This window comes from Limnobaculum xujianqingii (assembly GCF_013394855.1).
Classification (GTDB): domain Bacteria; phylum Pseudomonadota; class Gammaproteobacteria; order Enterobacterales; family Enterobacteriaceae; genus Limnobaculum; species Limnobaculum xujianqingii.
Genome location: NZ_JABMLK010000001.1, coordinates 1,032,206 through 1,044,385, shown reverse-complemented (window position 1 = coordinate 1,044,385; position 12,180 = coordinate 1,032,206). Strand labels below are relative to the sequence as shown.

At 44.1% G+C, this 12,180-nt stretch carries 17 protein-coding genes; all 17 read left to right on the top strand.

The window, feature by feature from the left end:
* The first annotated feature begins 3 nt into the window (after positions 1-3).
* Positions 4-579, top strand: coding sequence for a hypothetical protein (locus tag GOL65_RS04895; RefSeq protein WP_140921173.1), 576 nt, complete (start codon positions 4-6; stop codon positions 577-579).
* Between the two features lie 154 nt (positions 580-733).
* Positions 734-1,024, top strand: coding sequence for a hypothetical protein (locus GOL65_RS04890; RefSeq protein ID WP_140921184.1), 291 nt, complete (start codon positions 734-736; stop codon positions 1,022-1,024).
* Positions 1,021-1,584, top strand: a complete 564-nt coding sequence (locus tag GOL65_RS04885) for a DUF1133 family protein (protein WP_140921174.1) — start codon at positions 1,021-1,023, stop codon at positions 1,582-1,584. The genes GOL65_RS04890 and GOL65_RS04885 overlap by 4 nt, the downstream gene beginning before the upstream one ends.
* A 73-nt stretch (positions 1,585-1,657) precedes the next feature.
* Positions 1,658-2,311, top strand: coding sequence for a hypothetical protein (locus tag GOL65_RS04880; protein WP_140921175.1), 654 nt, complete (start codon positions 1,658-1,660; stop codon positions 2,309-2,311).
* Positions 2,277-3,407: a helix-turn-helix domain-containing protein gene (locus GOL65_RS04875; RefSeq protein ID WP_140921176.1), complete on the top strand. Its 1,131-nt coding sequence runs from the start codon at positions 2,277-2,279 to the stop codon at positions 3,405-3,407. Before GOL65_RS04880 ends, GOL65_RS04875 begins: the two co-directional genes overlap by 35 nt.
* 248 nt (positions 3,408-3,655) lie before the next feature.
* Positions 3,656-4,042, top strand: coding sequence for a phage holin family protein (locus tag GOL65_RS04870; protein WP_140921177.1), 387 nt, complete (start codon positions 3,656-3,658; stop codon positions 4,040-4,042).
* A complete protein-coding gene (locus GOL65_RS04865; RefSeq protein ID WP_140921178.1) occupies positions 4,035-4,451 on the top strand; it encodes a structural protein in 417 nt (138 codons plus the stop codon). Before GOL65_RS04870 ends, GOL65_RS04865 begins: the two co-directional genes overlap by 8 nt.
* Positions 4,448-4,900 carry a lysis protein gene (locus GOL65_RS04860; RefSeq protein ID WP_140921179.1) on the top strand — a complete coding sequence of 151 codons (453 nt, stop codon included), beginning with the start codon at positions 4,448-4,450 and terminating at the stop codon, positions 4,898-4,900. The genes GOL65_RS04865 and GOL65_RS04860 overlap by 4 nt, the downstream gene beginning before the upstream one ends.
* Positions 4,901-4,929: 29 nt before the next feature.
* A complete protein-coding gene (locus tag GOL65_RS04855; protein WP_140921180.1) occupies positions 4,930-5,166 on the top strand; it encodes an Acb2/Tad1 domain-containing protein in 237 nt (78 codons plus the stop codon).
* Between the two features lie 188 nt (positions 5,167-5,354).
* Positions 5,355-6,263: a hypothetical protein gene (locus tag GOL65_RS04850; protein WP_179038175.1), complete on the top strand. Its 909-nt coding sequence runs from the start codon at positions 5,355-5,357 to the stop codon at positions 6,261-6,263.
* Positions 6,260-6,538 carry a hypothetical protein gene (locus GOL65_RS04845; protein ID WP_228723059.1) on the top strand — a complete coding sequence of 93 codons (279 nt, stop codon included), beginning with the start codon at positions 6,260-6,262 and terminating at the stop codon, positions 6,536-6,538. Before GOL65_RS04850 ends, GOL65_RS04845 begins: the two co-directional genes overlap by 4 nt.
* Before the next feature lie 3 nt (positions 6,539-6,541).
* The gene (locus GOL65_RS04840; RefSeq protein ID WP_140920990.1) at positions 6,542-6,790 is read left to right on the top strand and encodes a hypothetical protein; all 249 of its coding nucleotides are present in this window, start codon (positions 6,542-6,544) and stop codon (positions 6,788-6,790) included.
* A gap of 3 nt (positions 6,791-6,793) precedes the next feature.
* Positions 6,794-7,621: a hypothetical protein gene (locus tag GOL65_RS22165; protein ID WP_228723058.1), complete on the top strand. Its 828-nt coding sequence runs from the start codon at positions 6,794-6,796 to the stop codon at positions 7,619-7,621.
* A complete protein-coding gene (locus GOL65_RS04830) occupies positions 7,590-8,915 on the top strand; it encodes a phage terminase large subunit family protein (RefSeq protein ID WP_140920991.1) in 1,326 nt (441 codons plus the stop codon). The genes GOL65_RS22165 and GOL65_RS04830 overlap by 32 nt, the downstream gene beginning before the upstream one ends.
* Positions 8,915-10,333, top strand: a complete 1,419-nt coding sequence (locus GOL65_RS04825) for a DUF4055 domain-containing protein (protein WP_140920992.1) — start codon at positions 8,915-8,917, stop codon at positions 10,331-10,333. Before GOL65_RS04830 ends, GOL65_RS04825 begins: the two co-directional genes overlap by 1 nt.
* Positions 10,305-11,417 carry a phage minor head protein gene (locus GOL65_RS04820; RefSeq protein ID WP_140920993.1) on the top strand — a complete coding sequence of 371 codons (1,113 nt, stop codon included), beginning with the start codon at positions 10,305-10,307 and terminating at the stop codon, positions 11,415-11,417. The genes GOL65_RS04825 and GOL65_RS04820 overlap by 29 nt, the downstream gene beginning before the upstream one ends.
* Positions 11,418-11,481: 64 nt before the next feature.
* A complete protein-coding gene (locus tag GOL65_RS04815; RefSeq protein WP_140920994.1) occupies positions 11,482-12,180 on the top strand; it encodes a hypothetical protein in 699 nt (232 codons plus the stop codon).

Genomic DNA, 12,180 nt, shown 5'->3' with positions numbered 1-12,180 from the left:
CTGATGCATAACAGACTAAGTGATACCGAGCTGGAGTATTTAATCGAAGATATCGATATGCATACAGATTTATGTAATGGAAAAATTCTTTATAAATCTGCTGCTCCTATCATGAGTGGGCTTATGGAGTTGGAGGAACGCAGGCAGGCAGAGAAAGAGCAGATGCCAGTACTTGAAGTTACAGTGAATGAAGTTAACAAAAGATTAACTTCATATAAGTACAAATGGTTAGAGGAATTAAATAGTGGAATTTATAAACTCTACTTATCCCCTGTTTTAGTTCAACAACAAACCCATGCATTGACAGATGTTATTGCAGAGCGTCAACGTCAGATTACAGCTGAGGGCTACACTACTGATCATGATGATAAGCACTCTGAGACTGAGTTATCAGATGCAGCGGCAGCATATGCCTTACATGCTTATGACCCACGGATGAGACCACCAGATATATGGCCATGGGATAAGTCTTGGTGGAAGCAGACAAACCCGCGCCGTGATTTAGTAAAAGCCGCCGCTTTAATTCTTGCTGAGATTGAGCGGTTGGATAGAGTGCAGGAGGCCAGCAATGACAAATAAACAGAAGTCTGTGGCAGTGATGTATTTAATGGAAAGCAAATCAGAGCCTGGCAAATGGATTGAATGCGGCAAGGATTATAAAAGAGCCCGAGCATTCTACTCTGCTCCTTCTGCGCCCCAATCGCACTTACCAACAGAAGTATTGGAGGTGAGCGTGCTTAAGCAAAAAACTTTCCGCAGTAAAAAATGGTTGGCAGCCGTTGGAAGTGTTGAGTATTGCGTTCTATGTGGGGCTTGGGGAATACAGGTCGCTCACAGAAATGAAGGTAAAGGAATGGGATTAAAAGCTGATGATAGCCTTACCGCCGCATTATGCATCCCATGCCATAACGCAATAGATAACGGCAAAAATCTAACCCGTGAAGAGCGCCGCCAGTTAATGGATCGCGCCATAGTTTTAACTATTAAAGAAATTACCCGTAGAGGGTTAGTGGAGGCGATATGATATATCCAACTGAAACAGGTAAAGCAGGGGAAGTTATGCGCCTCCGCACTCTGGAAAGAGTTTGGATTCAAGGCAGGCTGAGAATGTGGGGGCGCTGGTCATATATCGGTGGAGGAAAGGCCGGTAATATGTTTAATCGACTGTTGTCTGAAAAAATGAGTAAAACAGCAATATCAAGAGTGCTTGCTCATTTAAAAAAATCAGGGCTGGATAAATGTGAGATGGCAGCATATTTTGAAGATATGTTGAACAGTAAACATAAAAGCAGCCTGGCATTTTGTACTGATAGCGAAGCTATAACTATTGATGGTGTTGTTGGCAAGACACTCAATGGTTATCACGGTTTATATGACGTTATCCACGAGCACTATTACGGACGAGGAAAGAGTAAGAGAAGAATGGCGGAGGATCTGAAATATGCTCACCCTGAATGGTCATATGGCACTTGCCGCAACCGAATTGATCAATGGCTGGCGTTAGCTGAGTTCATGCTGTATCGACCTATGAGGGAACAATTTCAGGGGAGTAACAATAGTTTTTATCTTAATGAAAAAAGATAATGCATCAGGTTGACAAAAGTTAAAAAATACGAAAATATATGGTTTACAAATCCTAAAAAAAGCGAAACTTAATATGTCAGAAAGCGAATTGATGCCAAGTTGGGAATGTCAGCCACATTTAGATGAAACGTCAGTGCGTAACCTACTAACTGAAATAGCTAATGTCCTTACCATGGTACCCTATCATACGCATGTGTTAGATAGCAATTGGTCCATTGGTGTGCGTACATATGATTGGGTTCGAAATCATCTCATTTTAAATGAAGGTAATATTCTTGGTTTAAAAATGATTTCAAAGGGGCTTGATTATGTTATGACACTAAATTTAGTACCTATCCAATTTTCAACGGATAGTATAGATAGCCCAAAAAAGAAACATCGTTTACTTAGAAATAGAGTTGAATGTGATCAACTTTCTCTTTTTGGTAAAACTGAACCGGAACAAGATTTGACATGGCGTGTTATTGCTGAACCTTATTTTATTGATGAAACTGAGGGTGATGAGGATAATACGATCCCTAGCTGGGCAGTGGCTTTAGTTGGTATAAATTCTTATGGAGCCATTGTAAGCCAAGTATTGCATATGTCAGGTGTATCTATGCCGGTTAGCCTTGTGGATAACGCAATTCGTCCAGAAGAAGCTGATATTGATGATGTTGAACCTCGTCGTAGAAATTCAGACGTGGATTCTAATGATAACCAGAGTGAAGGTACTTCAGGTGTTTAATCTCGATAATGATTATCGTGGCGATAAATTAAGATTGGCTAGGATGGCCAAGGGGTTATCGTGTGAAGAACTAGCGAATAAACTTGATAAGACAAAACAATTTGTCAGTAAATTAGAAAAGGGCGCGCGACCATCTGAGCAGTTACTAGAACAGATATCACAAGTACTCGGAATACAACCAAGCTTTTTATTTAGTGAGCGTAAATATCCGTTGGAAAGTGATTTATGCCATTTTCGAAGTAAAAAATCTCGAACTCAAACATTGACGAATAGTGTATTAGCACGAGCGGAAATGTTAAATGTTATTATCTCTGTTATTGAAGACGAGATAGAGTTACCTGACTTGAACATACCGGATATTTCAAGCTATCCACTGAATTCAGTGACAGATATTGAGCGGATTGCGGAAGAATGCCGTAGACAATGGGGATTAGGGTTAGGCCCGATATCGTCAATGTCTAAACTAGCAGAAAGATTGGGTGTTATTGTCACTCAGGTCACGGGAGTCGATGACCGAGTTGATGCTTTTACTGTCCATAATAAACGGCCCGTAATTATTAGGAATGATTCTAAAAAAAGCGTGTGTCGATTTAGGTCTGATATCGGTCACGAATTAGGGCATCTTGTGATGCATGACGGTATATTGACAGGGGATCATAAAACCGAATCGCAGGCGGATCAATTTTCAAGTGCACTGCTAGTTCCAAGAATATCATTTATTAATGAATTTCCTAAAATTAGAGGTAAGCAGTTCGATTGGAATGCAATGGTTGAATTCAAGCTCCGTTGGAAGATTAGTTTAAAAATGGCAATTTATAGAGCAGCATCTTTAGGGTTGCTGTCTCAAATTCAAGCCAGAACAGGTTATATTCATTTAAATACAAAAGGGTATACCAGAACAGAACCAGGTGATGAACGTATTCCCGAAGAGAAACCGGTACTATTAGAGAAAGCGATTAATTTACTTGATGACAATGGATGGCTGAATGTTCTGAAAAAAGCTGGATTATCTGTAGAACTTGTTAGAGATCTATTTGGTGTTCATAGACCCATAACAGACCGAGCATCGGTGTTCAAAATGGTAGTTAATAATTAGCTTGCATTTAGCCAGAAAGTAGTTATATTCATGTAAGCTTCGCATAGTTGCATCAACAGGAAGCAAAAGAACTTTTTTAGACCCGCCAATGTGCGGGTTTTTTATTGTCAAAAATCAGCCTCGGTATTTGTCGTGGCTCCCTCATTTGGCCTACCTAAGAGCTGGTATACGTTGATATCTGGAGATAAGCGCCAGAGGCCATCCTTTCTAACTCACATTAATGGACACTCCACTAAAAGGGGGTGCATATGCGTATGCCTGAAAAATATAACGGTTTTTTCTCTGCTCTTGTTGCATGGTACTCAGCTAACTCAGGGTGGATCAACGGTGGAATAATCGCCTTCATTCTTGCTTTAGGTCGAGCTGTCTTTTACGGCGGGAAAATAAAAGAGAGTTTTGTGGATGCATTTTTGACTGGTTTTGTCGCGGTCACATCTGTTCCTGTCATTTCTCCAATTGTTGTGAGGATCATTGAATTAACACCTGGCATGTCTGGTGTCCTCACTAAAACATCAGAGCTGAATATTGAGTTATTTATATTCGCGTTCATTGGTGTGATTGGGGCTAAAACCTTGCGAGAGGTTGCATTATCCCGTCTGCGTAAAGCTAATGATGTGGGAGGTAAGGATGAGTAAACAAACTCGCGGTGTTCGCAATAACAACCCGGGCAATATTGATTATAACCCGAAGAATAAATGGAAAGGTTTGCTACCGCATGACCCAACTATTGAAAAACGGTTTTGCCGATTCGAATCACCGGATTATGGCATTCGTGCGCTGATGTCTCTGCTGGGTACGTATCAACGTAAATATGCATTGAACAGTGTATCCGGACTGATTAACCGCTGGGCACCAACATCCGAAAATAACACGGGCGCATATATCAATCAGGTCGCTAAAGCGCTGGGTGTGTCACCGAATGACTGGATAGATACACGCAGTAAAAAAACGGCTATCGGTTTAGCTAAAGCAATTGTTGATCATGAAAATGGCTATCAGCCATACGATGATGAAACGTATGAAAGAGCGTTTAACCTGCTATGACTTGGCGCACATTACTACCTACAGCCGCAATAGCGGTTTTTTTTGTGCTCATTTTAAGTGCATGGCACTTATGGTCAGCTAACGACAGATTGCGGTCTGACAACGTTATGCTGACAGAGCAACGGGATTCTGCTTATCAAGAGATTGATAAAATTCAGATACAGCAAAATAGAGCGGCTGAACTGGATAAACGAACAACAGAGAAACTTCATGCCTCCGAATCTGAAAATAACCGTCTTCGTAATGAGCTTACCGTTAGTAAGCGCAAGCTGCGTATCAAAGCCAAATGTCCAGCCACCACCACCGGCAGCGTGGGCAATGACACCAGTGTCGAACTCACTAGTGCTTCTGGACAAACTGTTTTCGATATCCGAGGAGGAATCATTGAAGACCAGGCAAAAGTAGAGTACCTGCAAGGCTACATCAACAACCTCTGCCTATCCAAATAGGCGTATATAAATACCTTCTGGAGTAAGTAATGAACGAAGCAAAACCACAGGATGGAAGTAAAGTTAAGGGATATCGAACTTTAAACGAGAAAGATATCGCCAATATGAACCGGCTCAAGGAAATCAGTCGTCAGTTCATCGCGCAACTTGATTTTCTCAACGATGGTGAAAACTGCCCTCGCTGGTTAGCGATTGCTAAAACAGACATGCAAACGGCATGTATGGCAGCCTGCCGCGCAGTGGCGCAACCTGATAACGATTGCTAAAGGCTGTAACTACAGCAAGTAGTTATTACAAAGCTCATTCATTGAGTGGGCTTGATAATACCGATCGTGACAAGCTAACACCCTGCCAGTTTCAGAATAAAATTCTAATTTCATAGGGTATGACTCTCGGAATTCCCGAGGGTTATATTTGCCGAACCAGTGAAAAATTCTAAAAACGGAGTATTTCCATGCTGATCATTAAAGATGCTCCGATTATCGGACAACAGTCCGGAACAGGATTAATAGTGCCAGGTGCTGTGGTTTTTGGTAATGGTGGTACACAACCGGATTATTCCCCCATCGATCTGACGGCAACATCACTCGACAGCCGGGTACGCTATCAATGTGCCAGTCAACACGCATACTACGGCGCTGATGGACTGCTTCACTATGCTGGCCCTGACGAATGCCCCGTTGAGTATGTCAACGGTGTTGCGGTCGGACGGCATGAACCAGAACCGCAACGCACCAATTTGGTTAAAAACAATACGACAATTGTGACTCCGATGGTCGGAAACTACTGCACTAGTGTTGATTCGCCTGTTACTACACCAGCAGGCACGGTCATGCCTCTGGGTGCTAAATATTACAACACCAATGTCGGTAGTGGCTTATATTGCCGAACATATGACCCATTAGATGTAAACGCCGTGGCAAGTGGTTTTTCTATCGTTCCTGTTATTTCCCGTGCGTTTATCGAGCGTATTACAACGCCGGACTATGATTACATTAATAACCTAAACGTATGGGAACGCTGGGTTACTAAAAAGACAACTCCGAAAACAACTTCATTTTCGGGAACAATGTCAGTTTACAGTGACGGACCATCAATCGCGAACACAATGACATGGCCCTGGGGCTGGCAATACGAATACGGTGATACAGCAACATCAACGATTCTAACTACCGGAACTGAAGCAACTCGCGGTGCTTCATTTCTGCTCGTTGAAATGCAAGGGGCAAGGGGTATACGGGTTTGGTATACCAGTGGCGAGTATGATGAATACCCAGCAAATGGAGATGCATGGTTTCCGCTTCCGTGGGCCAAGAAAGATTGGGGAGTTCGTTATATCCCAACAATTGAGTACATCACATGATGAGATATTTACGATTTCCAGATGAGCGTACTGCAATCAAATGTTGTCCGGAATGGCTGGATGGTGATAACTGGATTCAACCAACGCTACGAATAGAAATAGCGGTTCGTGGGACTCTCTACAACAACGATGGAGAGTATGACGAAAAAGGAAACACTATCAAAGAGCCGACCAAAAAGGTCGGTTTTTTTATTGATGTTATTCGTGGCGAGATACCTACCGCAGCGCAGCAATACCTTGTTAATCCAGCAACCCCTGACTTTGTATTAGGATAAAAAATGGCAACGAAAAACTTTGATTTAAAGCGTGAGGAAGGATGGAAGCAGCTAACTACTGGTGTAGAGACGGGAACGTTTCAAGTTCAGAGCGGGTTAGTTGAAATAACCGAATCAGCAACAATGCCTGCTGATAATGCACCAACACAAAGACACCCAGTTTTTACAGTGACATCGCCAATGGTTATCTGGGGGAAGATGCACATCATTTCCAGAAGCAAGGGTTGTAGGAATATTTTCGTAAGGAATTAAGCAATGGCAAAACCGGACTGGGGTAAGCTTCAGCAACGGTTCCTGTCCGATCATGCCAAAACCGGCATTTCCCCCAAAACATGGTGTGAAGCGCAGGGACTGAATTATGATACTGCGCGGAGATACATCAAGAAGGTTGGTGCACAAAAAACTGCGCAAAAAGATAAAACACCAAAACTGCGCAAAGAAACTGCGCAAAAAGCCGATAAGCCAACACCGGTAAAGGCTAAGAAAGAAATTGCGCAGAGTGCGCAAAGTGACAATGCGCAAAAACCACAAGAAACGAAACCCGAGCAAAAACGGAAAGTAGTCACGAATCATCCCCCATTCCAGAAAGGAAACCAGCACGCATTAAAACACGGCGGTTATGGTCGTCGAATGCTGCTATCTGATGCTGTCAGCGAAGATGCGCAATCACTGACATTAAGTGATGAACTTTTTTGGTTACGTGCAGGCAACCTGACCGCCGCAGAGAATATAGGCCGCTGGAAAGCTGAGTTGGAGGATGAGCCGACAGAAGAAAAACGAAAGTTATTAATGAGCAATATCGGCGCGGCATACAAAGCCATGCACCGCAACACTGTCCGCATTGAATCATTGGAACGCACTATTAGTGGTATCCGCGTAGCTGAGAGTTTGGCGCATGTTCAGGTGCCGAAAATCGAAGCTGACACTAATTTCCGCAATACGGTGACAGAGAAAACAGAACTTGAAATTGAGCAATTACGCAAAGAGCTAAATCAATCTGATAAGCCTGGCGGTTTAGAAGACGATTATCAATTACAGGCACTAACTCCTGATGAACCTACACCTGACTCGCCAATCCTTTAATAATGAAGGTGCGGTAAGCCTGACCCCAAAACAGGCAAATATTTATGTTTGGGGATGGCAGCCGAAAGCGCGTTTTCGTGATGCTGTGTGCGGTCGTCGATTTGGTAAGACATTTCTTGGTAAAGCAGAAATGCGACGAGCGGCCAGATTGGCTCAACGCTGGAATGTCAGTGTTGAGGATGAAATCTGGTATTGCGCACCAACTCAGAAACAGGCTAAGAGAGTTTTCTGGCGTCGCTTAAAGCAGGCGATACCGGTTCACTGGCGGGCATCTAAACCAAACGAAACTGAATTATCAATCACTCTGAATAGCGGTCATGTTATACGGTGCGTTGGCTTGAATAACTATGATGATCTGCGTGGTTCAGGTTTATTTTTTGTTCTGATTGATGAGTGGGCTGATTGTCCTTATGAGGCATGGGAAGAAGTTCTACGGCCAATGCTTTCAACCTGCCGATACACTATTGACGGTGTTCAGTATATCGGTGGCCATGCATTACGCATCGGTACCCCTAAAGGGTTCAACCATTGTTATGACACTTATCTAGCCGGACAGGATGGGCGAGAGCCTGACCACATGAGTTGGCTGTATACGTCGGTCGACGGCGGTAATGTTCCCATTGAGGAATTGGAAGCCGCACGACGGAAGATGGATCCGCGCACTTTCAGGCAGGAATATTTAGCCAGCTTTGAAAACTATCAGGGTGTTGTTTACTACTGTTTTGATCGTCGGAAAAACCACACTGACGAAACAGTACAACCAGGTGATGTTTTGCATATTGGTATGGACTTCAACGTTAGCAAAATGGCTGCTGTGGTTTACGTGATGCGAGATGGCTTGCCCCGAGCTGTTTATGAATTCATGAACGTATTCGATACGCCGGCAATGATTAAGAAAATAGAGGAACGATATTCAGGACACAGTATCGCGGTGTATCCAGATGCTTCTGGCAAGAATCGGAAATCAAGTAATGCGAGTGAGTCAGATATTGCTCTGTTAGAGGATGCGGGCTTTTCTGTCTGCGTTAACTCAACCAACCCAGCCGTTAAAGATCGCGTCAATGCCATGAATGCCATGCTGTGCAACACCTACGGTGAGCGCCGGATGCTGGTTAATACTCATGAATGCCCTAAATTTACGCAATGTCTTGAACGTCAAATTTACGATGACAAAGGCGAACCGGATAAGAAGGGCGGTTTTGATCATGGTAACGACGGTGGCGGCTATCCCATTGCGTTCCTTTTCCCAATAGAGAAACCAGCAACCGATGTCAACATAGGATTTGCATATTAATGTCTACACAAAATATCGATTATCGCCACCCGGCATACCGTGAATTCCTGCCAGAGTGGGAATTAGTCGGTGATTGTGTTGATGGTGAGCGCAAAATAAAGAAGCGTGGTAAAAAATACTTACCTCATCCCAGTAGCGACCATATAAACGACGACCCGCAGGATATTCGGTATAAAGCGTATAAACAGCGGGCACCGTTTATCAATGCAACTGGCCGCACATTATCCGGACTGTTAGGGCTGGCATTCAATAAACCGGTAAAGATAGCTCTTACTGGACGTATTGCCGATATTGAAGGTGATGCGGACGGCGAAGGGCAACCACTGACGCAAATTGCACGTGATGCTTTAAGCCAGAATTTGCAACGTGGTCGTGCAGGTATTTTGACTGACTATACCGCCTCTGGTAACCAGACGTTGAGTAAACTAGGGCGCCCAATTCTCAGGCTTTTTACTGCAAAAGAAATTATCAATTGGCGTGTTACTGCAGGTAAAACATCATTAGTCGTTGTGCATTATGTTGAACCGGTAGACGACCCGAATAATTTTGAATTGCTATTACAAAAAGTCTGGATTGAGCTTCGACTTATTGATGACAAGGCTTATTCACGGCGCTGGCAGCAAAGCACCACAGGGATGATGGAAGGGCAATTGATTGAGCTTAAGGACAGTACCGGACAGCAATTAACTGAGTTGCCGTGGTCATGGATTGGTGCAAGTAACAATGATCACACTCCTGACGCACCACCGCTTGCCGATATTGCCAATGTGAATATTAAGCATTACCAGGCTGAGGCCGATATAGCAGAAATCGCACATCTTACCGGACAACCAACGATTGCTGTTGGTGGGCTGAATCAACCTTGGGCTGACAAGTATTTAGATGGTGGTATCAAAATCGGGTCAACAAAAGGGATTTTATTACCAGACAATGGCGTTATTAGTATCGTTCAGGCCGAGGATAGAAACCTACCTATAACTGTAGCGGAACGACGAGAAAAGCAGATGGCCATGCTTGGTGCGAAATTGGTTGAGCGCAATACCTCAGCTCGCACAGCTACACAGGCCAGTGATGAGGCTCAGACTGATAACAGCATCCTTTCTTTATGTGTTGGCAACGTAGAACAGGCTATTAACCGGGCGTTAGAGTTTGCCATACTGTTTGCCGGTAGCGGGGAAGGAACAATCGAAATCAATAAACGCTTTGAGATTTCGTCTCTGGATTCAGCGGCGCTGAATACGTTGATGGCGATGGTGCAATCAGGCCAAATGCTACTTGTCGATTTTATCCGCTATCAGCAAAGCGTAGGTTTAATAGATCAGAGCGTGGAACCGGAGGAAGTGGAAGATTTAATCAGAAACCAGCAACCGAATTTGACAGGCGGTGGAAATGAGAACAGTCAACGACCGGATGCTTGATGAATCCATTGCGCATTCGCTCTTTGTTTCTCGTTATTCAAATGGCGTTGCTCTACGAATGGTTAATACCCTTAATCAGGCTGATGCTGAATTATCTGCAAGCCTGTTGGCATCTCTTGATGTAATGGAGCCGGATAGTTTCTCTGTCCGTCGATTAGATTCGTTATTGAGTAGTGTCAGGGATATTAACAGGCAGATTTATCAAAGGCTGTATGGTTCATTAACCAACGAACTGAGTGAGTTTATTGGTTATGACTCTGGCTTTCAATTAAGTCTGTTTGATTCTCTACTCCCTGATCTCGTAAAAGAACGCTTTCCACTCACAGGGATAACACCTCAACAAGTTTATGCCTCTGCGATGGCCAGACCGTTTCAAGGTCGTTTATTAAGTGAATGGACTGATAAGTTGGAAGCTGACCGTATGCAGCGAATAACCAATGCAGTAAGTCAGGGGTACTTGCAGGGGGAAACGACAGAACAAATATACCGGAGGGTGAGAGGAACAAAAGCGCGGAATTATCAGGATGGTGTTCTGCAAACTGGTAGAGCGAATGCCACGAGTGTAATTAAAACGGCGGTTAATCATATGGCAGCCGTTGCCCGCACTGAGTTCGGGAAAGCGAACACGGATGTTATCGACTGTAAGCAATGGCGCAGTACGCTTGATAATCGCACCACGCCAACCTGTATTATCCGTGATTGCTTACGGTATACGCTGGATAACAAGCCGATCGGACACAAAATCCCTTACGGAACAGGGCCGGGTCGTATTCATTATTGCTGCCGTTCTACAGAGACATTTGTTGTTAAGTCATGGCGAGAACTGGGAATTGATGTTGATGAAATGCCAGAGGGAACACGGGCCAGCATGGACGGACAAGTACCAGCCGGAACGAATTTCCGTGACTGGTTACAGCGACAACCATATAAACGACAGGTTGAGGTACTGGGCGAAACCCGGGCCAGGTTGATGCGTGATGGTGGAATACATCCTTCCGAATTCTTTACGGATAAAGGGGAGTGGCTAACGCTGGAACAGCTACGAAAGATTGACGAACAGGCGTTTATTGACGCCGGACTTTAACGGCCACCTTAGGGTGGCTTTTTTATTATCTGCGGTCAGGGACTGCAACATCACAACGGGGTTGATGATGAAATTTTTTATTACTAAAGAAGAGTTCGAAGCATTAGACGCTGCAATGAAGGCTTTATACAAAGCATCAGGTGATGGTTACCAAATATCCATTGAAGGTATGCCGGATACCAGCGAACTCGATGGGCTGAAAAAGAAAGTCGATGAACTGATGACTGAGAAAAAAACAGAACAGGCAGCTCGTCGCAAGGCCGAGGAAGATGCCAAAAAATCTGCTGAGGAACAGGCAAAGAAAAATGGTGATATTGACGCTCTGGAGAAGTCTTGGGCGCAAAAGCTGGCTGATTCCGAAAACCAGTCAAAAACTAAAATTGATACGTTGAATGCCAGCTTACAGGGCTTATTGGTTGACAACGTAGCGCAGAAATTAGCCACTGAACTGGCTGGTGATGCTGCACCAGTTATGTTGCCTCACATTAAGTCACGATTAGTTATTGAAGAAAAAGATGGTCAGCATGTGACGCGAATTCTTGATGGCGCTGGTAAGCCTAGCGCAGCAAGCATGGATGATCTGAAAAAAGAATTCATCGGTAATGTTGCTTTTAAGGGCGTGATTATCGGTAGTAAGGCCAGCGGAACCGGGGGGAACGGTGGCGGAAACTCTGGCGCTGGGGGCGGCGGACATAACAACGGCATGGATCCTGACTCATTAGTTAGCCGTGCACGTCAAATTATTGATAACAATCAGGAGTAA

Excerpts from the sequence above, each read along its gene's own strand:
- GOL65_RS04895 (WP_140921173.1), top strand. The coding sequence starts at position 4 with ATGCATAACAGACTAAGTGATACCGAGCTGGAGTATTTAATCGAAGAT.
- GOL65_RS04885 (WP_140921174.1), top strand. The coding sequence starts at position 1,021 with ATGATATATCCAACTGAAACAGGTAAAGCAGGGGAAGTTATGCGCCTC.
- GOL65_RS04880 (WP_140921175.1), top strand. The coding sequence starts at position 1,658 with ATGTCAGAAAGCGAATTGATGCCAAGTTGGGAATGTCAGCCACATTTA.
- GOL65_RS04875 (WP_140921176.1), top strand. The coding sequence starts at position 2,277 with ATGATAACCAGAGTGAAGGTACTTCAGGTGTTTAATCTCGATAATGAT.
- GOL65_RS04870 (WP_140921177.1), top strand. The coding sequence starts at position 3,656 with ATGCGTATGCCTGAAAAATATAACGGTTTTTTCTCTGCTCTTGTTGCA.
- GOL65_RS04865 (WP_140921178.1), top strand. The coding sequence starts at position 4,035 with ATGAGTAAACAAACTCGCGGTGTTCGCAATAACAACCCGGGCAATATT.
- GOL65_RS04860 (WP_140921179.1), top strand. The coding sequence starts at position 4,448 with ATGACTTGGCGCACATTACTACCTACAGCCGCAATAGCGGTTTTTTTT.
- GOL65_RS04855 (WP_140921180.1), top strand. The coding sequence starts at position 4,930 with ATGAACGAAGCAAAACCACAGGATGGAAGTAAAGTTAAGGGATATCGA.
- GOL65_RS04850 (WP_179038175.1), top strand. The coding sequence starts at position 5,355 with ATGCTGATCATTAAAGATGCTCCGATTATCGGACAACAGTCCGGAACA.
- GOL65_RS04845 (WP_228723059.1), top strand. The coding sequence starts at position 6,260 with ATGATGAGATATTTACGATTTCCAGATGAGCGTACTGCAATCAAATGT.
- GOL65_RS04840 (WP_140920990.1), top strand. The coding sequence starts at position 6,542 with ATGGCAACGAAAAACTTTGATTTAAAGCGTGAGGAAGGATGGAAGCAG.
- GOL65_RS22165 (WP_228723058.1), top strand. The coding sequence starts at position 6,794 with ATGGCAAAACCGGACTGGGGTAAGCTTCAGCAACGGTTCCTGTCCGAT.
- GOL65_RS04830 (WP_140920991.1), top strand. The coding sequence starts at position 7,590 with ATGAACCTACACCTGACTCGCCAATCCTTTAATAATGAAGGTGCGGTA.
- GOL65_RS04825 (WP_140920992.1), top strand. The coding sequence starts at position 8,915 with ATGTCTACACAAAATATCGATTATCGCCACCCGGCATACCGTGAATTC.
- GOL65_RS04820 (WP_140920993.1), top strand. The coding sequence starts at position 10,305 with ATGAGAACAGTCAACGACCGGATGCTTGATGAATCCATTGCGCATTCG.
- GOL65_RS04815 (WP_140920994.1), top strand. The coding sequence starts at position 11,482 with ATGATGAAATTTTTTATTACTAAAGAAGAGTTCGAAGCATTAGACGCT.